Genomic DNA, 20,630 nt, shown 5'->3' with positions numbered 1-20,630 from the left:
CATGCGTTGGCACGGACAGCATGGGAAAGGAGTCGACCTCCAGGGCGGACTGGTTGGGCTGCCGCAGCAGTCTAGCCGTTTCAAGCGGACTTGCCGCGTTCAGCCTTGCCCTTGCGCTCCTTGGACTGGGCCACGCTCCGGCGCAAGGCCTCCATCAGGTCGACCACCTCAGCACCCTCTTCCTGTGCAATTTCAGTGGTTTCGAAGCCCTCGCCGCGTTCAAGTTTCGCCTCGATCAGGGTGCGCAATTCCTTCTGATAATCGTCGGTGAAGGACTCCGGATCGAAGTCGGACTCATAGGACCCCACCAAATTTGGCGGCCATGTCGAGTTCCTTCTTCGTGATCTTGACCTCCTCGGTGGTGGCGGCGAAGTCGGCCTGGCGGATCTCGTCGGCCCACAGCAGGGTCTGCAGCATCAGCACGTTGTCGCGCACCCGCAGGGCGGCGAGCCGGGTCTTCTGCCTCAACGTGAAGGACACGATTGCGGTGCGGTCGGTCTCGGCGAGCGTGCGCCGCAGCAGCGCGTACGCCTTACTCATCTCCCCCGGCGGGGCCAGGTAGTAGGCACTGGAGAACATGATCGGGTCGACCTGATCACTGGGCACGAACTCCAGGATGGTGATCTCCTTCGAGCGTTCCGCCGGGAGCGAGGCGAAGTCCTCGTCGGTGAGGACCACCATGCTCTCACCGTCGGTGTAGGCCTTATCGATGTTCTCGAACGGGACCACCTGCTCGCATACCTCGCACTTGCGCTGATACCGGATGCGCCCGCCGTCGGCGTCATGCACCTGGCGCAGACGAACATCGTGGGACTCCGTAGCGCTGTAGACCGAGACCGGTACGTTCACCAGCCCGAACGTCAGGGACCCTTTCCAGATGGACCGCATGATGCTGCTCCCTTCTCCCGCCAGCCAGTCAACACCACTCGGTGCCCGCAGGCGAGGGTTCACCACGCGCCAAGGGCAGCGCGGGCCCGGGATGGACGACGCCGGGAGGCACCCGAGCGCGTGGCGTCCGCCGGCGGAGGGTCACCAGCGCACGCCTGCGGACCGGGGGCCCGGGTCGGCGCCGTGGTCCGGGGGCGCGCCGCAGGTCGGCACGGCTAGCGACGAGGGCGCGCAGCCAGCACGATAGGCAGCATGGCTCGCGCGGAGACGATCGTGAACGTCGATGGACGCCGGCTGCGCATGACCAACCTGGACAAGGTGCTCTATCCCCAGACCGGCACCACCAAGGCCGAGGTGGCGCACTACTACGCCCAGGTCGCCGACGTCATGGTGCCGCACTGCCTGGGCCGCCCGGCCACTCGCAAACGCTGGGTGGAGGGGGTCGGCACGGCACGCCGCCCACTGGACTCCTTCTTCAGCAAGGACCTGGACGCCGGGACCCCCTCGTGGGTGGTCCGAGCCGATGTGCAGCACTCTGATCACGTCTCGACCTATCCAGTGGTGGACTCCCGCGCCACGCTGACCTGGTTCGCCCAGATCGCGGCCCTGGAGGTGCATGTGCCGCAGTGGCGACTCGATGCCGATGGCGCCGCCGCCAACCCGGACCGGCTGGTCCTGGACCTGGATCCCGGTCCGGGGGTGGAGTTGACCACCGTGGCCCACGTGGCCGGACTGGTGCGGGAGATCCTGGCCGGGATGGGCATGGAGTCGTACCCGGTCACGAGCGGCTCCAAGGGCATCCACCTGTACGCCCCGCTACCGGGCACGGTGACCTCGGAACAGGCCAGTGCGCTCGCGCGGGAACTGGCCCGGAGCCTGGAGGCCGATCATCCGGATCTGGTGCTGTCCCGGATGGCCCGGGCGGCCCGAGCGGGCAAGGTGTTCCTGGACTGGTCGCAGAACAACGCCAAGAAGACCACTGTGGCGCCCTACTCCCTGCGCGGCACCGCTCTGCCCCGCGTCGCCGCGCCGCGCACGTGGGAGGAACTGGCCGATCCGGACCTGCGTCAGCTCTCACCCGAGGAGGTGCTGGACCTGCTGGCCGCGCGCGGGGATCCGATGGCGCCGCTGGGGGCCTCCCCCGGCACGACGCCGGTGCCGGACCGGCTCGCGCGCTATCGCGCCAAGCGCGATGGGGCACGCACACCCGAGCCTGTTCCGGCGCCGGTGCCGTCATCACCACCGTTCTCGCCCCCCGCCCCGGCGGTGCCCGGAGACGACCCGGGTGATGGAGGTGCCGACGGCGAAGGCCTTGCGCTGCCCCGCTTCGTGATCCAGGAGCATCATGCCTCCCGGTTGCACTGGGACTTCCGGCTGGAGCGCGACGGCGTGCTGGTCAGTTGGGCGCTGCCGCGCGGCGTTCCCACCTCACCGGACCGCAATCACCTGGCTGTCCCGACCGAGGACCACCCACTGGAGTACGCCACGTTCGCCGGTACCATCCCCAAGGGCGAGTACGGCGCCGGTGAGGTCACGATCTGGGATCACGGTACGTACGAGATCCAGAAGTGGCGCGAGGGTGCCGAGGTCATTGCCACGCTCACCGGCGCCGAAGGCGGCGGCCTGGAGCAGTCCGGGCCCGGACGGATCAGTAGTTTCGCATTGATCCGCACCGGCGGGGAGCGCGAGCAGTGGCTGATCCACCTGATGAAGAAGCAGCCCGAGGTCCACGACTCGTCCAGCGCCGGTGAGCCATCGGATTCCCGTAGCGCACCTGACCGATCAACCGAGGCAGGAGGGCAGGAACTCGCGGCTCGGGAACCCGCAGACGTCCCGAACCCGCCGGCCGCGCCGAGCCCACCGGACGCCCCGCTCACCGCAGTCGCGCAAGCAGCGCCGGACGCACCAGCGAACGCCGGCGCACCAGCCACCGATCCTGCGCCAGTGACCCCGATCCCGCCGATGTTGGCCACCGCGGGCACCCTCGCGGACATCGGCGCCGAGGGCTGGGCCGCGGAGATGAAGTGGGACGGCGTCCGTGCGCTGGTGCATGTGGGCCCCGGAGGGGTCCGGGTGTTCGGTCGTTCGGGTCTGGAGACCACCGCGCAGTATCCCGAGGTCGCTGAGGTACTGGACGCGGTGCATGCGAGCTCGGTGGTACTCGATGGGGAGGTGGTGGCCCTGGATGGGCAAGGACGGCCGAACTTCGGGTTGTTGCAGCCGCGGATGCAGGCCACGGGTCATCAGGTGGCAGCGGCGGCACGGCGCCAGGGTGTGCACCTGATGCTCTTCGATCTGCTGGCCATGGACGGGCACGAACTCACCGGCTTCACCTACCACCAGCGCCGCAGCCTGCTGGAGGAGGTCATCTCCCCTTCCCGCACCGTGCAGGTCCCTCCCGCGTTCGAGGGCGACATCCCCGGGGCCCTGTCCACCAGTGCCGATCAGGGCTTGGAGGGGATCGTGGCCAAACGGGTGGACAGCATCTACCGGGCCGGCCAACGGAGCTCGGCGTGGATCAAGATCCGGCACAGCCGCACCCAGGAGGTTGTGGTCGGCGGATGGCGGCCCGGTCGGGGCGGGCGCTCGGGGGCGGTGGGATCACTGCTGCTGGGGCTCCCGACGCGAGAGGGTCGCTGGCGTTACGTCGGCCGGGTCGGCACCGGCTTCACGGAGCGGGAGGCGCGCGCATGGGTTGCGCACCTGCGCGAGGATGCCAGGCCGACGCCGGCACTCATCGGCATTCCTGCCATCGATGCCCGGGATGCACACTGGGTCGAACCGGTACGCGTGGCTGAGGTGTCCTTTTCGAACTGGACCACGGAGGGCAGGCTGCGTCATCCGGTCTGGCGCGGCTGGCGGGTCGACAAGGATCCGAGCGACATCGATCCTGCGCAGAGCGATTTCGAGGAACCCTCCAGTTGACGACCTATTCGCGCTTTTTCCACGGCGTGAGTCGTCCGCCAGCGCGGTCATTCAGCCCGGTGCCATCGGGTCGGTAGAACCGCCAGGCACCATCGGGTCGGGCCATGGTGAGTCGTCGGGCCTCGACCAGGTCGTGGTGGTGGAAGCAGAGCAGCGCCCCGTTCGCCACATCGGTGGTCCCGCCCCGGGACCATTTCACGAGGGCATGGTGGGTCTCGCACAGGACCGGCGGCGCCGTACAGCCCGGATAGACACAGTGCCGGTCTCGAGCGACGATCGCCCGGCGCTGGGCTGCGGTGAAGGTCCGATGCGCCCGCCCCTGGTTGAGCACCTCGTTCTTGGCGGAGAACAGCACCCGGTACACGTCCCCGCACCTGGCCATCCGACGTAACACCGGCGTTGGGACCGGACCGGTGGCGTCGGTCCACATGCCCGGCTCGCTGCGCAGGATCGCATTCCAGTCCCAGCGGGGCTGTTCATCCGGGGCCGGTTTGTCGGTGGCGATCCGTGATGAGGCCAGACCGGCCGATGGCTTATCCACTGGTGGGTCAGCGCCCGGTGGGGGTGCTTTCGGTGATTCCTGCTCGCTGACTGCCTCACGGAACAACCGAGCGAACTCTGCTGCGCCGATGTGGACACCCACGTGCGGGCGCACCGATGCCGAGGTGCCGCCCAACCCTTGATCGAGCACCACCCTCGCCATGTCGGCCAAACCCTGTGCGCGGCGCTGACCGGAATTGCGGGCGTCGCCCCGCACGGGTTTGCCCATCACCGCATCGAGTGCCAGCCGCACCTGCTGCCCGTGCTCCTCGGTCAGGAAGCCCGCGAGATGGAAGCCACCGAGCGTGCGCGCGATGTCGACGTATTCGCGTTCCTGGGACTTTCGATAGCCACGCTCGTCCGCCTCCGGGTCCGCTACCCGCGCGAAGTGATGGACCAGGTGCCGTAGTTGCGCGGGCCGCAGCACCATCGCCTCAGCCAGCAGGAACTCCTCGACCGTGGCGGTTCCGGCATCGTCCTGCACGTTGCGCTGATCATCCTGCCCGGGGTCACCGCCGTCGTCGGAGCCATCAGGATCGTGAGCACCATCCTTGGCTGGCTCGTGCTCACGGCTGTCGCTGGCCTCGGGATCCGACCCGAGGGAGACGCGCTCGCCCAGCGCAGCGATCCTCTCCTGCGACGTCAGGGCACCAGCGGCCACGATGCGAGCCTGCTCCAAGCCGACCTCACCCGCACGCAGCGCGCGATCGAAGTGCTGGATCTCATCTCGAAACTGCCTGGCCAGACGCACGTCCGCTTTCGCCGCCGACTGCGTGATCCGGTGCGTCTGGGCCACGTGGGTGGCGTAGGTTCGTGCCCCGGTCAGGGCCCATCGACCGTCAGCCTCCTCAGCCATCAACCATTGCAGCCGCTTTCCCGCCAGGCGCTGGACGGCGCCGTGAACGCGCAGCGCCGCCGAGCCCAGCACCGGTCCGGCATGGGCAAGTCGTTCAGCGGCGATGTCGGCGGTGGCGATCCGGTCCACGATCGCCTCCAGTTCGGCGAGGTCCCGTATCAGGGATTCGCCGGACCCACGGCGCGGCGTGTGGGACCCGTCCGTCGCCATCGGGCACCTCCATGGGAATCCGCAGTTCGTACATCTGTTCCCATAGTAGGGCCGACCACTGACAGGGCAGACGGTTCGCTTCGGCGCTGTGGATACGGGCCCGTTCGATGGGTACCTGTGGAGCCCGGACTCGGTCGAGACCATCACTCAGACAGGTACGCGCAACGAGACCCGTCGGGTCAGTGGGTCAGGCGCGGCCGAGTACGGCTAGGACGGGGACGGACCGCCCTGCGACCCCTTGTCCCGTTCACGGCCTGCGACCACCGCGAGGACCAGTTCGATACCCATCCGGCCGAGCACGACCAGCGCCAGCGCGATGGCGATCGTGACCAGCAGGTTCACGAAGTAGACGGCCACGGTCCAGCCGCCTCCGTACATGCTCGTGGCCACCGCTACCTGGATGAACTCGACCAGACCCGACAGGGCGATCAGGCCGCCGAGGATGCACAACGAGATGAATCCGAGTCGGGCGATGCGCGGTGCGAGCGGGGTTGCGAAAGTGAGATCGAACAGGCCCGGACCGGATGCTGAACCCGTCAGCGGGGTGCCGGGCTGCGGGTAGCCCGGGGCCCCGTGGGGGGCGCCTGATCCGGGTTGCGGCGGACCACCCTGGGGTGCGCCGTATCCACGCTGAGGTGTTCCGTCGCCACCCTGCGGTGCACCGTAGCCACCGTGCTCGTGACCACCCTGCTGTCCGGCATAGCCACCCTGGGGCGCGCCATAACCGCCCTGTGGCTGGCCGTACCCGCCCTGGCCACCGTGAAGCGTGGCGTCACCACCCTGGGCGTAGCCACCCGGCGGGGCGGCATAACCCCCCTGGCTGCTTTGGGCCCGGGCGTCCTGAACGTCGGCGCGACCTGGAACGTCCGGCGCTGCGGCGCTCCCGGACTGGGAGGGCGGCTCGGTCGGCGGCCCTGCCTGGGGCACCGGGCCGGAGGGGCCTTGTGCGTACGCAACCCCCTCCCCGCCGGCCTCTGCCCCCTGCGGGGCAGTCCCACCTTCAGTGTACTGAGGGGTGTCGCCGGGGTGCGCCGGGGCCTGGCTGCGGCCGTCGTCGTCGCTACCGGCGCCGGATGGTTCCTGCGGTTCGGGTGGATTCATGGTCTGCCCCCTCCTGGTGCAGTCACGCTGATGTCGGTGACCGGTGTGTCAATCACGTCAGCACCACCTTAGAACCCTGGAGGAACGGCGCATCATGGAGGGACATGGGCAACCCGGGACGCCCGGTCAGGTCAGGCCGTGACGATCCGCCCGTCGATGACCTCGACGGCGATTCGTTCCAGCGGCTCCTTCGCCGGGCCCGCAGTGACCTCTCCCGAACGCAGGTCGAACCGGGAGCCGTGGCAGGGGCAGCGCCCCTCCTCCTCCTCGACGTCGACGGTGCAGCCCTGGTGAGTACAGACCGCGGAGAGGGCGACGACGTCGGCCTCATCCGTGCGAGTCAGGAGCACCGTGGCGCCGGCGGGAGTCTGCACCGAGACCGAATCGCCGACCCCGATCTCCTCCAGTCCGATCAGGGTCTCCCCCACCGACACCGTGCTTTCGTCCTGCTCCTCGGCACCGCACGCGCTCAACAACATCGCGCCACCGGCACCCAGGCCAACTGTTGCGAGTACCTGGCGTCGGCTCGGACACAGGCTCATCTCTCCACCCCCCCCGCCGGACGCACCGAGCGGCCTCATGCGCCGGGATCGGGCCGTTCCGGGAACAGCCCCTCCTCGCGGATCCGGGCGTTGAGTTCGCGCAGGTAGGCGGCTTCGTCGAAGTCCAGGGCTACCTCCTGGCCGAGCCAGGCCGACAGGTGCACGGCGTTGGCCAGCCGCACACCGTTGATACCATCGGCGCCCGGGGCGAGCAGTTCGGTGCCGTGCAGGACGGCGGAGGCGAAGTTGGCCAGGACGCCGGCGTGCTGGGATCCCCAGGCCGACTCGGTCTCGATCTGCTCGGTGGTGTAGAAGCCCTCGGTATCGCCCCCGCCGGCGAGTTTGAACCCTTCGGCGACGCTGAGACGGGCCGACAACTCCCGCTCGTCGGCCGCGAACCGGGTCAGGGTCGCCGTCTTGGACCCCTCCACCACGATCTTGCCCCGATCCCCCAGGAGCTCCAGCCGGTCGGTGCCGGCCGGGTCATGGGTCGCGGTCACGAACACCCCGGTGACGCCGTCGCCGTAATCGGCCAGCACCGTCACCTCGTCCTCCACCACGATGTCACGCCGGAACCCGAACGCAGCCTTGGCTACCAGGGAGGTGGGCATCCCGCAGATCCACTGCCATAGGTCGAGTTGGTGCGGGGCCTGGTTCACCAGGACTCCCCCGCCCTCACCGCCCCAGGTCGCCCGCCACTCGCTGGCGCCGTAGTAGGCGTCGGGACGCCACCAGGTGGTGATGATCCAGTTGGACCCGCCGCGCGCCGATCTCGCCCCCGTCGACGATCTCCTTGATCCGCTGGTACAGCGGGTTGTTGCGCTGGTTGAACATGATCGCGAAGGTCACGTCCGGGTGGGCCGCGGCCACCTCGTTGAGTTCGCGAACCTGGGCGGTGTAGACCCCGGCGGGTTTGTCCACCAGCACGTGCACCCCTGCCTTGATCGCGTCGATACCCATCTGCGGGTGCAGGTAGTGCGGCACCGTGGTGACCACCGCGTCCACGTCTCCGCCGGCGATCATCTCGCGGTAGTCGGTGTAGAAGGGGGCCCCCGGGCACACCTCCTGCGCGTGAGTCCGCACGGCCTCGTCGATGTCGGCGACCGCGCCGACAACCAGATCCCCGGCCATCCCCTCGGCGATCATCCGCGCGTAGGCGGTGCCCTGCACCCCCAGCCCGATGATGCCCAACCGCACCTTGCCCGGCACGGCCCCGAAGCGCCCCTGCGCCATCGAATCCACGGTCGTCCTCGCCTCGTCGCCCACCATCGCTCCTGTCCTGGTCGTCACCGTCCCCACGACCCTACTCGTGGAGCTACCGGGTGGGACGCACCGATGCCACGAACTCCTCGAACTGAGGCACCAGTTGCCCGGAGTCCTCCGCGAGGCAGGTCAGGACGATCTCGACCATCATCTGCCTCCCCGGCTCCTGTGGATCGGTGAGATGCAGGTAGGCCTGGCCCTGGGTCAGGTCGATCGGTCCGTCCTCGATCGACGTCGAGACCTGCACCACCTGCGCCAGGCCCGGCGCACCGTGGGAACTGATCGCCCGGCGCTGGACCATGGTGACGCCGGCTCCCTGGGCGAGGCGGGCGAAGACCGCCTCGCCCAACTCCTCCAACTCGGCCGGTCCCGCCGGCCTTGCCGGTCTCGTCTGGCTATCAGCCCGGAGGGCCCCGGCGATGGTGATGTTTGCCCGGAACCGGCCGTGCGTGCGGTCGTGCAGGGCGACGTACGCCAGCGGTGTGGCACCGACATCCTCCGGCGATACCGCGGACCAGCCCGTGGGCAACTCGAACTCGATCGGGATGGGCAGTGCCGTCGTCATCAGCGTCGCTACTCCTGGCTCACTCGTCACGTTCTGGCCACGTCTCGGTCGTAACCTACCGGCGACCATTGGCGCGGGCGCACGGCCCGCCTACGCAGCCACGCGTCGCCGGGCCCGGGCGAGAAGCAGACCCTGCCGCGGCCCGAACAGGTAGGCCAGCACGAACATCCCACCCTGGGCGAGCACGATCGCCCCACCGGTGGCTACGTCCGCGTGGAAACTCGCGTAGACCCCACCCACCGCGCACGCCACCGCCAGGGCCGGGGCGATCAGCAGCATCACGCCCATCCTGTCGGTGAGCAGGTAGGCGGTGGCGCCGGGAATGATCAGCATCGCCACCACCAGGATGACCCCCACCGCCTGCAGCGCCACCACGGTGGTGACCGCCATCATCCCCAATAGCAGCGCGCCCAGGAGGCGCGGGTTCAAACCGATGGCGAAGGCGTGGGTGGCATCGAAGGCGTACAGGGTCAGGTCCCGGCGCTTGAACAGCAGCACCGCGAACACCATCAGCCCCAGACCCGCGATCTGAACCAGGTCCACCCACGAGACTCCCAGTAGATTGCCGAAGACGATGTGGTGCAGATCCACCTGGCTCGGTGTGACCGAGATGAGCACCAGACCGAAGGCGAACAGGGTGGTGAAGACGATCCCGATCGCGGCGTCCTCCTTGATCTGGGAGGTATCGCGGATGAACCCGATCAGGGCCACGGCGGTGAAGCCGAAGATCAGGGCACCCAGGGCGAAGGGTGCGCCGGCGATGTAGGCCAGCACCACGCCCGGCAGCACCGCGTGGGAGACGGCATCGCCCATCAGCGACCATCCCACCAGCACCAACCAGCAGGACAACATGGCGCACACCACCCCAGCGATCAGGGCGGTCAGCATCGCCCTGACCATGAACGGGTACCGCAGCGGTTCGATGAGCAACTCCGTGAGCGCCTCGGTCACGACTCCCCCAGCCCGAAGGCCCGGGCCAGGTTCTCCGGGCGGATCACCTGGTGCACCGAGTCGTGCATCACCACGGTGCCGGCCAGCAGTGCGGCCTCATCGGCCAGACTGGGCAGGGCCGGCAGGTCATGGGTGGCGATGACGATCGTGGCGCCGTCATCGGCGAGGCTGCGCAGCAGCCCGCTCACCGTGCGCTGGGAGAGGTCGTCCACCCCGGCGAAGGGCTCATCGAGCAGCAGCACCTCGGCCTGCTGCGCGATCGCCCGGGCCACGAACGCCCGTTTCCGTTGTCCCCCGGACAGGCGCCCGATCTGCCGGCCGGCCAGTTCGGTCAGGTCCACTCGGCCCAGGGCCTCATCGACGATCCGGTGATCGCGTGCTCGCGCCCTGCGGGTGGGGCCCAGGTGGGCGTACCGGCCGGTCATCACCACCTCACGCACCGTGGTGGGGAAGGACCAGTCGACGTCCTCGCGCTGGGGCACGTAGGCGATCAGTCCGCGACGACGGGCCGACGACGGCGGAGCGCCGTTGATCAGCACCCGACCCGGGTGGGTGCGCACCAGGCCGAGCATCACCTTCATCAACGTGGACTTGCCCGACCCGTTCATCCCCACCAGGGCGCAGATCCTCCCCTGCCCCACGCTGAGCGTAGCCGCCGTCAGCGCGCGTACCTGTCCGTAACGTACCGAGGCGTCGCGCACCTCGATGACCGGGTCTCCGGTGCCGCCGGCTTCGTCGCGATCGGTGCCCGCCATCAGGAGCCGCCTACCCTTCCGCACCGGTGAGGCCGGCGCGGATGAGATTCACGTCGTGCCGGATCAGGTCCAGGTAGGTCGGTACCGGTCCGTCCGGCTCGGACAAGGAGTCCACGTACAGCACCCCGCCGAAAGTGGCGTCGGTGGCCTCGACCACCTGCTGCATCGCGGCGTCGGACACCGTGGACTCACAAAACACCGCCGGCACCTGCTGAGCGTCACGAACGAACGCGATCGTCTCGGCGATGCGGCGGGGCGTTGCCTCGCCCTCGGCGTTCACCGGCCACAGGTAGTGCTCGCTCAGGCCCGCATCGCGCGCCAGGTAGGAGAAGGCGCCCTCGCAGGTCACCAGCGCCTTCTGGTCCTGTGGCAGCGCCGCGAGATCATCCACGAGTTCGGTGTGCACCGCCTCGAGCTCCTCGGCATACGCCCGGCCGTTCGCGAGGTAATCCTGCGCGCGGTCCGGGTCCAGTTCGCCGAAGGCCGCCACCATGTTGTCGACGTACACCTGGGTCTGCCGGGGGGACATCCAGGCGTGCGGGTTGGGGCGGGAGCCGGCTACGCTGCTCCCGGCCTCAGTGGCGCCGGCCTGGGCGCCGATCTCCAAGGGCTCCACCCCCTCGCTGACCACGACGTGCGGGGCCTGCACGTCGGCGATGAACTGGTCGAACCACGCTTCCAGGCCCAACCCGTTGTCCAGGATCAGGTCGGCATCAGCGGCCTGACGCAGGTCACCGGGCGTGGGCTCATAGGAGTGCACCTCGGCGCCGACCGGTATCAGGGAGCGCACCTGTAGATGCTCCCCGGCCACGTTCTGGGCGATGTCCGCGATGATCGTGAAGGTGGTGAGGACCACCGGGCGGTCGTCGTCCTCCTGCCCGCTACCGGCGTTCGGCCCGCCCAGGCACCCCGCCGTCAGCAGTGCCACAGCACTGCCGGCGCCGATGCGGGCACGGAGTCGCCGTCGAGGAAGAGGTGTCATGAGAGGGCTCACATAAAAGTTCGGGATGCCGAACTTTACTACCATGGGAGCCGGCCGTGCAGCCGACGCCGGTAGCCGGTATCGCCACGTCGGCGCCGGGCCATCGCACTACGATGCTGGGCGTACGGGGCACAGCCGTGGCCCGGAGATGGCCCGGAGGAGATCCATGCGTCGACCCAGCGCTCAGATCGCCCTGTTCGTGGTGGTGTCCATCGCGCTCGCCTGGGCGGTGGCTCTGCCGCTGTGGCTCGGTGACGGTCTGGCAGATCGCCGGTTCGGGCTGCTCGCGACGGCCATGATGTTCACCCCCACCGTGGCCGCACTGGTGGTCGTGCTGCTGATCAGCCGACCCACCCGGATCCTGTACGCCCTGGGCCTCTGGCCGTTGGGCAGACCGGGCCGGTTCATCGGCTACCTCACCCTCGCCATCGTGGTGCCGACGGCGCTGTGCCTGGTGGCACTGCCGGTCGGCGCTTGGCTCGGCGTGTACCCGGCCGACTTCGCGAACCTGTCCGCCTTCGCGCAACTTCTCGAGCAGCAGGGCGTGCCGGATATGGGGGTACCGATCCAGGTGCTGGCGGCCCTGCAACTGATCAATGTCTTCGTCGCCGCCTTCCTCAACCTGATCCCCGCCCTGGGCGAGGAGATCGGCTGGCGGGGTTGGCTGCTTCCCAAGTTGATGCCGCTCGGCCCGCTCGGAGCGATCGCGGTCTCCGGTGTGATCTGGGGAGTGTGGCACGCTCCGATCATTCTGCTCGGCTACAACTACCCGCTCGCACCGGGGTGGCTCGGTCTGCTGATGATGACCGGCATGTGCATCCTCATCGGTGGGGTGTTCGGCTGGCTCCGATTGCGCAGCGACTCGGTCTGGCCGGCCGCGCTGGCCCACGGCGCTTTCAATGCCGCCGCGGGTTCCTTCGTCATCTTCGCCATGGCCGGCGAGACCGTGGACACCGTTCACGCGAGCGTCCTGGGCTGGTCGGGGTGGATCGTGCCGGCGCTGTTGCTGGCACTGATCGTGGCCACCGGCAAGTTCCGGCTGCGGGCCAACCCGGCCGTGGTGGCAGCCGACGCCATCGGGACGGGTGGGCTCCTCCGACGAGGCACGGACCGTCGTGCCGGCGCGGCCCGGACAGCCGGGCAGCCCACCCGGACACGCTCCGACGGCGCATGACCGTGACGGCGACCCGCAGGCTCCGCGCACCTGACGGTCCCGGTTCGCCTTGTCCCTGGCTAAACGCTCACATAGCCTGGTAAACATGCGTTCAGTTCCGCCCTCGTCCCTGCACTCGGCGTCCACTGGTTCCCGATCCGAGCGCGCCGCCGCCGACCTGACCGCCCGGGCACGGCTGCGCGACGCGGCGGTCGAAGTGTTCGGCGACGTCGGCTTCGACGCCTCGGTGCGTGCGATCGCCGCCCGCGCCGGGGTCTCGGCGGCGCTGGTGATCCACCACTTCGGGTCCAAGGAGAAGTTGCGCACCGTGTGCGATGAGCACGTCGCCGCCCTGGTGGCAGAGGCCAAGCAGGACTCGGTCGGCACGGACCCGAGCGGCACCCTGCTCAACCAGCTCGCGACGATGGACTCCTACGCGTGGCTGGTGGGCTACATCATGCAGTCCTTCGCCGGCGGCGGCGCACTCGCCAGCCACCTGTTCGACCTCATGGTCGCCGATGCCCAGGCGTACATCGCCGAGGCGGTGCGCCTGGGGACCGTGCGGGAGAGCGTGGATCCGGCTGCTCGCGCCAAGTTCCTGGTCAGCACCGGAGTAGGTTCGCTGCTGCTGATGATGCGGCTGGATCAGCCCGGCCCGGACGCCGATTACGCGGCACTGCTACAGCGCTGGAGCGCCGAGTTCATGGTCCCCGCGCTGGAGTTGTACAGCCACGGCTTCTTCACCGACGACTCGGTGCTCCAGACGTATCTGGACCACCTGGCCCAGACCCGGGCGGCCCAGTCCCACTCGTGATCCCGGGGCAGAATGGTGGCGTGCTCGATAGCGCTGTGCTTGAACCGGTCGGCTCCCACGCCCACGCACTGGCGGTCTCCGGTGGCGACCCGTGGGTTCGCTGGTCGCTACCCTCCGATCCGGCGCCACGGATGTGGCGTAGTGAGTTCGCCCTCGCGGTGGAGCGCGAGGGCGGGCGCCGTCACAGTCTGACCGTGATCCCGCTCCCGGGCGCTCCGGACCCGGAAGCCGCGGTCGAGGCGGCCATCGCCCAGGCGGTGCGCTCCGGCCTCGTCGGCGAACTCGGAGTGCTGGGCATCTCCGTGCCCCAGGCCTACATCGGGGCGCTCGAGCGACAGGTTCGGGTGGATGGCGGCGGGGACTGGGAGTGGATGTGGACCCTGACCGCACCCGCACCGCTGGCCGCCGAGGCAGACCTGCTGCACCTGGACGACACGGACGACGCGGCCGAGATCCTCCAACTCTCCACCGATCACTCCCCGACTGCCGAGGGCGAGCCGGGTACCGGCCTCAGCGAGGTGTGGATCGGCGCCCGGGCCCCGGAAGGTGCCCTGATCGCCGCCGGCGCGATGCAGCGCCTGCCCTCCGGCGTGCCCTACCTGGCCGGGATCGTGGTGCACACCGCGTATCGCGGTCGAGGACTGGGGGCCGCGGTGACGGCCGCGTTGACCCGGGTTGGTCTGACTGATGCCGGCGTGTGCACACTGAGCATGTACTCCGACAACCCGGTTGCACGGCGCGCCTACCACCGCCTGGGCTACCGCACTGCGTGGGCATGGGCCTCCCGTTCGCTGGCTGCCGGCGCGGTCTGACCGGAACATTCCCACGATCGGGGGCGTTACCCCGATGCCATCCGCCTCTGCCTCCGGCGGCCGCCCAGCGGCTGTCCGGCCCGATGCCCCGTGAGGTTCGATGACGCCTTCCCGCGCCTCCACTGAGTCCGTTCCCCACAGCACCGCCGGGACCGCCCCCGGCCACGCCGACACCGAGACCGTCCCCGACCTCCACGATGACGTCCCCGCCCGCCACGATGGCGGCGCCGCCCGGGCTGTGAACGACCGCGCCCTGCCGCCGCTGCCGAGCACGATTCAGCAGGCCGAGAACCTGATCGCGCTGGGGGTCCCCGAACTCCTCCACCTCGAGGCCGAGCAGGTGCGCGGATTTGCTGCCGATGCCCTTCCCGGGGCGGCGGCCGGCCCGCCGCTGCTGGTTCTGCCCGGCGCGCCGGTCGCGGATCTGGCAGCCCTGATGCGTCGCGGCACCAAACCCGGTTTCGTGGTACAGGATATGACCGACGTGGATGACTTCACCCCCACCGGTATCGAGGTGCCCGAGACCCCGTACCTGCTCACCGACCCCGACCGCGGCGACCACCTGCGCAACGCCAGCCCGGCGGAGGCTCTGGAGCGACTGACCGCCGAGGCGCGCACTCCCCTGACCCTGACCGAGGGCATCTTCTGGGTGCTCGCCCAGCCCGAGGCGCTGGAGCCGAACTACTGCTTCATGACGATCGCCTCCCGGTTGCGCAAACCCCATGGTCGCCTCGACGCCCGCACCCCCGCCCTGTGGATTTCCGGTGGCACCGGGCGCGACGGGACGGAACGCAAGAACGCGCCGAAGGTCGGCTGGTGCTGGTGGCGCAATCGGCACACCTGGCTCGGCATCGCCTCAGTTGCGAGCCGGGTGGCGCTGCATTGAGCCGCACCACCGGAGTGTCATGACGTGACATCGCCTCGAACTTCTGTTCGACTGGAGTCATGCGATGGTCAGCACAGCAACTCGACGACCCCCAGGCACTCCTCCCGCTGCGTGGCCTGATCCGCAGCGTCCGCACGCCCGAGTTCGACGGTGTCACGTTCCACGAGGTCGCCTGCAAGTCGGCGCTGAACAAGGTGCCGGGCAACTCCCAGATGCCGTTCGGGTGGACAATCAACCCCACGCGGGGCTGCTTGCACCGCTGCACCTACTGCTTCGCTCGCAAGACCCACGAGTACCTGGACCTGGATGCCGGCCGGGACTTCGACACCCAGATCGTGGTGAAGACCAACATCGTGCAGGTGCTGCGGGCCGAACTGGCGCGGCCGTCCTGGCAGCGCGAACACGTGGCCCTGGGCACGAACTCCGACCCGTACATGCGCGCCGAGGGTCGTTATGAACTGATGCCCGGCATCATCGAAGCGCTGGCGCAGTCAGGCACCCCGATGTCGATCCTGACCAAGGGCCCGCTCCTGCGCCGCGATCTACCACTGCTGGCGACGACGGCTCCCGAGACCCAGATCGGGGTCTCGCTGGCGTTCATCGATCCACACCTGCAGCAACTCGTCGAACCGGGCACTCCCCCGCCGAAAGCACGCCTGGGCCTGATCCGGGCGGTGCGCGAAGCCGGACTGGATTGCCACGTGCTGGCCATGCCGATCCTGCCGTGGCTGACCGACGGCGATGAGCACCTGGAGGAACTGTTCACCGCGGTGCGCTCCTCGGGGGCGCAATGGATCAGCGCCGGTCCGTTGCACCTCAGACCGGGTGCTCGGGAGTGGTTCATGCGCTGGCTCGCCACCGAGCGACCGGGCCTGGTGGGCCGCTACCGGCGCCTGTACTCCGGATCTTCCTACGTACCCAACGACTACGCGCGCTGGCTCTCCACCCGGGTGGACCGGTTACGCCGTCGGCTCGGCTTCATCAGACCACAGCGATCAGGCGACGACGACGGCGCACCGGACCGGTGGCAGCGCTCACCCGAGCGGGTGGGACAAGTCCCGGGCACCCCGCCCGGGACAGAGCCGGCCCAGCCGGCTCTGTTCTGATCCGGCGATCACCCCTGCCCGGCGCCGCCCGGGGAATACACGGGATGTCCGACTGTTGTAGAACGTGCGACCGTTATCCCGATCGAGGAGCACTTCTTGTCCACCATCGACATCACCACCGAGAACTTCAGCGAGACCATCGAATCCAACGACATCGTGCTCGTGGACTTCTGGGCGGACTGGTGCGGACCGTGCAAACAGTTCGCTCCCATCTACGACAAGGTGTCCGAGGCGAACCCGGACGTGACGTTCGCCAAGGTCGACACCGAGGCTGAGCAAGCCCTGGCGGCACAGGCGCAGATCACCTCCATCCCCACCCTGATGGCCTTCCGCGAGGGCATCCTGGTGTTCAACCAGGCCGGCGCGCTACCGGAGAAGTCGCTGACCGAACTGGTCGGCGCCGTCAAGGACCTGGACATGGATGAGGTCAAAGCCAAGGTCGCCGAACAGCAGGGCAGCCAGCAGTCCTGATCCGGGGTGGTGCTGGGCGCGGTCCGTGCCGCGTGGCCGCACTAGCACCATGCGAGTAGCCGCAGTTTAGGCGGCGTGATCGCGGACCGACCCCCAGGGCGTTGCCGCAACTCGGCGCCATTGCCGGGTTGCGGCCTCGCGTCCCGGGGGGTGAATCCCCGGTGCGCCCGAGGGCGCATACCCATGCAGCCACGTTTCGGCCCCGGATTCCACCCTTAGCGACGTAGAGTTACAGATTCGTGATCTCCGGCACAGTACGCCGGCCCGACCAATCAAGGCCGCTGGGTTGGTTCAGGCAAGTACTGCCACCGGGCACGGGGCGTGGTGCAACACCCCGTGACTGATGGAACCGAGCAGCATCGATCGGGCGGTCGACCGTCCCCGCGAGCCCACCACCAGCATCGAGGCGTCCTTGCCGGCCTCGCGCAGCGCATCGGCCGGATGGCCCCGCATCACCGTGCGATGGACCTGCAGGTCGGGGTACTGGGTACGGATCGGCCCACCTGCTTCTCCAGGTCGTTCTCGGCCTCGACCACAATCCCCTCCAACCAGGAGCCGTAGGTCTCGACCGGTCCGAACCACGGCGGCTCGGTCACCACCCGCACCGGCTTGAGCGCGACCCCCCGGGAGTGGGCCTGCGCCGCCGCGAAAGCCAGCGCGCGATCCGACTGCTCCGAGCCGTCGACTCCCACGACGACCGGACCCGAACCCGCACCCTGCTCGGGCACGATCACCAGTGGCGCACCGGAGGCGATGGTCAGGCTCCGGCTCGTCGACCCGAGCACCATACCGGCGAAACCGCCCCGGCCCCGCGAGCCGGTGACCACCAGGTGGGCGCCGATGGACTGATGGGTCAGTTCCTCGACCGCATCGCCCACCCGGAGCACCGCCTCCACCTCCAGGTCCGGATGCTGTGCCTGCGCCGCCTTCTTGGCGTCGGCCAGGACACCCATGGCGCGCTCCTCCTGCTCGGTGTGCACCTCGGCGTCGTGCGGGCGCACGTCCGCCCACTGCTCGAACACCGTCACGATCCGCAACGGCATACCCAGCCTGTGTGCCTCACCTGCCGCCCACGTCACCGCACTCGCCGCGTGGGGTGATCCGTCGGTCCCGACGACGATCTGTTTGCCAGCACTCATGATGGCCTCCCTCTCCCAAGGTCCTCGAGAAGTTCAGATGCTTCCATTGCATCGTGGCGGCAACGGCGGCGCCAGTGTCGAAGGTCCCGGTCGGTGATCGGGCAGCCCGGTTACTCCCCCGCCCGGCAGCGCTCCTTCAACTCCGCCACGCTCAGGTCCGGGGCGCTGAAGCCGAACACTCGCCGGGCCGGCTCCAGATCCATCGGGACCTGCCGACCGGTGAACTCACGCGTGCGCGGCACGTCCGGTAGATACGCGTCGAGCAGTTCGATGGTGTCCTGCGGCATGCACGTGGTCGGTGCCGCCACATAGGCCACGTGCACCCCGGGTTCGCGGGGTTGCAGGGCATCGACGGCGGCGCGAGCACCGTCCTCGGTGGTCAGGTAGGCCCACAGGTCCGCTGCGCCCTCGGCCGGATCGTCCCACTGCCCGGCAAAGGCGTCGGGCAGTCGATCGCCGAACCCCCCGGTGAGCGGGTACCGCAGTGCCACGATGTCCAGACCGTGACGCCGGTGAGCCGCCCGTGCGGTCTCCTCATCGACCCACTTCGACAGCGAGTACGGGTCGGCTGCCTGGGTGGGCGCCAGGTGGTCCACCGGAACATACGGCGGCTGCACCGGGTGTGGGCTGAACCGCACCCCCAGGGCGTTGATGCTGGAGGCGATCACGACCCGGGAGATGCCAGCCGCCGCTGCCGCCTCCAGGGTCACGTAGGTGCCCGAGACGTTGCCGGAGAAGACCACGTGGTCCTCGTCCACGTCCGGAGTGGGCGCGGCCGCCAGGTGGATCACCGCGTCGGCGCCCTCGATCGCCTCGGCGACAGCCTCCGGGTCCGCCGCCGAGCCGACCACCGCTCGGTCGGTGTCCAGATCCGGGTGCTCGCGTCGATTCAGGGACGTGGAGCCGATCCCCCGCCGTCGCAGTTCCGCCAGTACCCCGGTGCCGATCAGCCCGGAGGACCCGGTCACCAGGACATGACGCGGTTCGGGGTGTCGTGTGCCCATCAAGATTCACCTTCCTGCTCACTAGGGTCCTGGGAGGTCGCCCGGTGCGGGGTGACCGTGGAAGTCAGCAGCACCACCGCTTCCTCCAGCGCGCCCAGGTCATGCCGCACCGGCGGGATCACCACGTACTCACCGGTGCGCCCCACCCACACCTGCCGGTCGGTGCAGTGCAGGCGCACCTGTCCGCTCAGGACCTGCAAGGTGGCCTCCTCCGGGGTGTCGTGTTCACCCAGGTGTCGCCCGGCGGCCAGGGCGATCAGAGTCTGGCGCAGTACGTGCTCGCGACCACCGTGGATGGTCCGCGCCGCGCGGCCGGCCTTGTTGCTGCGGGCCTTCTGCAGCAGCGTGGTGCCCAGATCGGCCAGCGAAACACTGTCCATGGATCCTCCTCGGGCTCCATCATGCCTGCTAGCACAGTCCCTCGCCCGGGCAGGAGCCCGATCGGCGCCTACCCGCGGGAGGGACCCGGCGCCAACGGACGCAGGTGCGCCACGCACAGATCCGGCTGGGCGAACGGGACCAGCTCGGTGACCTCGGTGCCACTCTTCCACTCCCCCATGGCCCCCTGCATCAGGCCCAGATGCAGAGAACAGACCACGGTGGGGAACTCAGCAACCAGATCCAGGAACGGACAGTGCCGAAGGCCTACCGAACCGGGCTGTCCCGGTTGCAGGCCGGGATCGAAATCCATCTCCTCCATCAGGTGCATCAGGCGCTCGGTGCCGGGGGCAGCGCCCGCGCCAGGTTCCTCATCGGAGGCAGCCGGGCCCCCGAGTTCCTCCGCGTGCGCGGCACCCCACCGGCGCCCGGCCTCGATCGCCCGGGACCGAGGATCCGGCCCGGCCGCGATGTCTTGGGCCAGGATGCGCGCCAGTATCCGGTACTGGGTGGGCCCTGAGGGATCCATGCCCGGCACCGCGCGGAACAGTGCCGCGGGACGGCCGGGCCCGGTGGGCTTGCCCGCGACCTGCTCCACCTGGCCGGTTCGGCTCAATGCCTCGAGGTGGAACCGGACCGTGTTGGGATGGACGCTGAGTTGCTCGGCGATTCCGGCGATGCTCAGCGGTCCCTCGGCACTCTTCAACGCCCGGAGCACCTGCTCGCGCCGGCCGGGGCGGGCGGGTCGGGGACGCTGGATCGCCGCCCGGGCGGGCTCGGCCGGCTGGGCGGGCTCGGCCGGCTGGGTGGGCTCGGCCGGCTGGGTGGGCTTCATGACAGACCCCCCGGGGTCTGCGGGAGACTCCGGACCAACGCGGTGTCGCCGTCGAGCGCCCCAACTCGCGCGGCGCCGCCGGGTGAGTGCAGTGGCTCGGGCTGACCGGGCAGAGTCTCGGTGAAGAAGGCGGCGTTGTCCTCCAAGTAGGCGGCGAACGCGGACGGCAGATCGTCCTCGTAGTAGATCGCCTCAACCGGGCAGACCGGTTCACAAGCCCCACAGTCCACGCACTCGTCGGGCTGGATGTACAGGCTTCGGCCACCCTCGTAGATGCAGTCGACCGGACACTCGTCCACACACGAGCGGTCCATGACGTCCACACACGGCTGTGCGATCACGTACGTCATTGCCACAGTTTACACAATGATCCTTGGAGGAACTCGGGAGCGGCACCCCAACGGTGAGCCGGCTCACCGGCACTTGGCGTGGGCCGGGTTCAGCAGCCACAGTG

22 protein-coding genes and 1 pseudogene are annotated in these 20,630 nt (G+C 69.3%); 7 read left to right on the top strand and 16 right to left on the bottom strand.

The genetic code is table 11. The features are described 5' to 3' along the window. Nucleotides 1-80: 80 nt before the first annotated feature. Nucleotides 81-888, bottom strand: a pseudogene (locus ACRRRO_RS16065) (Ku protein). Between the two features lie 252 nt (nt 889-1,140). On the opposite strand from ACRRRO_RS16065, the gene ACRRRO_RS16060 reads away from it, so the two are divergent. Further along, nucleotides 1,141-3,813: an ATP-dependent DNA ligase gene (locus ACRRRO_RS16060; RefSeq protein WP_424795937.1), complete on the top strand. Its 2,673-nt coding sequence runs from the start codon at nt 1,141-1,143 to the stop codon at nt 3,811-3,813. A 4-nt stretch (nt 3,814-3,817) separates the two neighbouring features. On the opposite strand, the gene ACRRRO_RS16055 is transcribed toward ACRRRO_RS16060, so the two are convergent. The 9 genes from ACRRRO_RS16055 to ACRRRO_RS16015 form a co-directional block, all read right to left on the bottom strand. Beyond that, the gene (locus ACRRRO_RS16055) at nt 3,818-5,419 is read right to left on the bottom strand and encodes a DUF222 domain-containing protein (RefSeq protein WP_424795936.1); all 1,602 of its coding nucleotides are present in this window, start codon (nt 5,417-5,419) and stop codon (nt 3,818-3,820) included. A 207-nt stretch (nt 5,420-5,626) separates the two neighbouring features. Continuing rightward, on the bottom strand, nt 5,627-6,520 hold the full coding sequence (locus tag ACRRRO_RS16050) for a DUF4282 domain-containing protein (protein WP_424795935.1): 894 nt from the start codon (nt 6,518-6,520) through the stop codon (nt 5,627-5,629). A gap of 131 nt (nt 6,521-6,651) precedes the next feature. Continuing rightward, entirely contained in the window at nt 6,652-7,062 is a 411-nt protein-coding gene (locus ACRRRO_RS16045) for a ubiquinol-cytochrome c reductase iron-sulfur subunit (RefSeq protein WP_424795934.1), read from the bottom strand. Between the two features lie 35 nt (nt 7,063-7,097). Continuing rightward, complete coding sequence (locus ACRRRO_RS16040; RefSeq protein WP_434081595.1) at nt 7,098-7,805, bottom strand: Gfo/Idh/MocA family protein; 708 nt, start codon at nt 7,803-7,805, stop codon at nt 7,098-7,100. Continuing rightward, nucleotides 7,738-8,331, bottom strand: a complete 594-nt coding sequence (locus ACRRRO_RS16035) for a Gfo/Idh/MocA family protein (protein ID WP_434080569.1) — start codon at nt 8,329-8,331, stop codon at nt 7,738-7,740. The genes ACRRRO_RS16040 and ACRRRO_RS16035 overlap by 68 nt, the downstream gene beginning before the upstream one ends. Before the next feature lie 46 nt (nt 8,332-8,377). After that, on the bottom strand, nt 8,378-8,890 hold the full coding sequence (locus ACRRRO_RS16030) for a hypothetical protein (protein ID WP_424795932.1): 513 nt from the start codon (nt 8,888-8,890) through the stop codon (nt 8,378-8,380). 90 nt (nt 8,891-8,980) lie between these two features. Next, nucleotides 8,981-9,790 (bottom strand): metal ABC transporter permease, encoded by an 810-nt coding sequence (locus ACRRRO_RS16025; RefSeq protein ID WP_424796330.1) that lies wholly within the window; start codon nt 9,788-9,790, stop codon nt 8,981-8,983. Between the two features lie 47 nt (nt 9,791-9,837). Beyond that, nucleotides 9,838-10,596 (bottom strand): metal ABC transporter ATP-binding protein, encoded by a 759-nt coding sequence (locus ACRRRO_RS16020; RefSeq protein ID WP_424795931.1) that lies wholly within the window; start codon nt 10,594-10,596, stop codon nt 9,838-9,840. Nucleotides 10,597-10,606: 10 nt separating this feature from the next. Then, nucleotides 10,607-11,578, bottom strand: coding sequence for a metal ABC transporter solute-binding protein, Zn/Mn family (locus ACRRRO_RS16015; RefSeq protein ID WP_434080568.1), 972 nt, complete (start codon nt 11,576-11,578; stop codon nt 10,607-10,609). A gap of 166 nt (nt 11,579-11,744) precedes the next feature. Here ACRRRO_RS16015 and ACRRRO_RS16010 point away from each other — a divergent pair, with 166 nt between their 5' ends. The 6 genes from ACRRRO_RS16010 (at nt 11,745) to trxA (ending at nt 16,820) form a co-directional block, all read left to right on the top strand. After that, nucleotides 11,745-12,752 carry a lysostaphin resistance A-like protein gene (locus ACRRRO_RS16010; protein WP_424795929.1) on the top strand — a complete coding sequence of 336 codons (1,008 nt, stop codon included), beginning with the start codon at nt 11,745-11,747 and terminating at the stop codon, nt 12,750-12,752. A gap of 85 nt (nt 12,753-12,837) precedes the next feature. Continuing rightward, nucleotides 12,838-13,545 (top strand): TetR family transcriptional regulator, encoded by a 708-nt coding sequence (locus tag ACRRRO_RS16005; protein ID WP_424795928.1) that lies wholly within the window; start codon nt 12,838-12,840, stop codon nt 13,543-13,545. Nucleotides 13,546-13,565: 20 nt separating this feature from the next. Next, nucleotides 13,566-14,357 (top strand): GNAT family N-acetyltransferase, encoded by a 792-nt coding sequence (locus ACRRRO_RS16000; protein ID WP_424795927.1) that lies wholly within the window; start codon nt 13,566-13,568, stop codon nt 14,355-14,357. Between the two features lie 100 nt (nt 14,358-14,457). Further along, nucleotides 14,458-15,243, top strand: a complete 786-nt coding sequence (locus ACRRRO_RS15995) for a DUF5701 family protein (protein ID WP_424795926.1) — start codon at nt 14,458-14,460, stop codon at nt 15,241-15,243. A 59-nt stretch (nt 15,244-15,302) separates the two neighbouring features. Further along, nucleotides 15,303-16,349 (top strand): Rv2578c family radical SAM protein, encoded by a 1,047-nt coding sequence (locus ACRRRO_RS15990; protein WP_424795925.1) that lies wholly within the window; start codon nt 15,303-15,305, stop codon nt 16,347-16,349. Between the two features lie 96 nt (nt 16,350-16,445). Beyond that, on the top strand, nt 16,446-16,820 hold the full coding sequence (trxA, locus tag ACRRRO_RS15985) for a thioredoxin (protein ID WP_424795924.1): 375 nt from the start codon (nt 16,446-16,448) through the stop codon (nt 16,818-16,820). 291 nt (nt 16,821-17,111) lie between these two features. Here the strand turns inward: trxA and ACRRRO_RS15980 are convergent, their stop codons facing one another. The 6 genes from ACRRRO_RS15980 to fdxA all read right to left on the bottom strand — a co-directional run bounded on the left by ACRRRO_RS15980 (nt 17,112) and on the right by fdxA (nt 20,526). Further along, nucleotides 17,112-17,273, bottom strand: coding sequence for a universal stress protein (locus tag ACRRRO_RS15980; protein ID WP_434080567.1), 162 nt, complete (start codon nt 17,271-17,273; stop codon nt 17,112-17,114). Next, entirely contained in the window at nt 17,273-17,959 is a 687-nt protein-coding gene (locus tag ACRRRO_RS15975; RefSeq protein ID WP_434080566.1) for a universal stress protein, read from the bottom strand. Before ACRRRO_RS15975 ends, ACRRRO_RS15980 begins: the two co-directional genes overlap by 1 nt. Nucleotides 17,960-18,069: 110 nt before the next feature. Continuing rightward, nucleotides 18,070-18,963, bottom strand: coding sequence for an NAD-dependent epimerase/dehydratase family protein (locus ACRRRO_RS15970; protein WP_424795922.1), 894 nt, complete (start codon nt 18,961-18,963; stop codon nt 18,070-18,072). Beyond that, the gene (locus tag ACRRRO_RS15965; RefSeq protein ID WP_424795921.1) at nt 18,963-19,343 is read right to left on the bottom strand and encodes a LuxR family transcriptional regulator; all 381 of its coding nucleotides are present in this window, start codon (nt 19,341-19,343) and stop codon (nt 18,963-18,965) included. The genes ACRRRO_RS15970 and ACRRRO_RS15965 overlap by 1 nt, the downstream gene beginning before the upstream one ends. Before the next feature lie 68 nt (nt 19,344-19,411). Continuing rightward, nucleotides 19,412-20,176, bottom strand: coding sequence for a helix-turn-helix transcriptional regulator (locus tag ACRRRO_RS15960; protein ID WP_424795920.1), 765 nt, complete (start codon nt 20,174-20,176; stop codon nt 19,412-19,414). Continuing rightward, the gene (gene fdxA, locus ACRRRO_RS15955) at nt 20,173-20,526 is read right to left on the bottom strand and encodes a ferredoxin (RefSeq protein WP_424795919.1); all 354 of its coding nucleotides are present in this window, start codon (nt 20,524-20,526) and stop codon (nt 20,173-20,175) included. The genes ACRRRO_RS15960 and fdxA overlap by 4 nt, the downstream gene beginning before the upstream one ends. Between the last annotated feature and the right edge of the window lie 104 nt (nt 20,527-20,630).

The sequence above is a fragment of the Sanguibacter sp. Z1732 genome (assembly GCF_051020515.1).
Classification (GTDB): domain Bacteria; phylum Actinomycetota; class Actinomycetes; order Actinomycetales; family Beutenbergiaceae; genus CALKWS01.
Note: the sequence above shows the minus strand (reverse complement) of the source record. Positions and strands in the feature narration are given on the sequence as shown.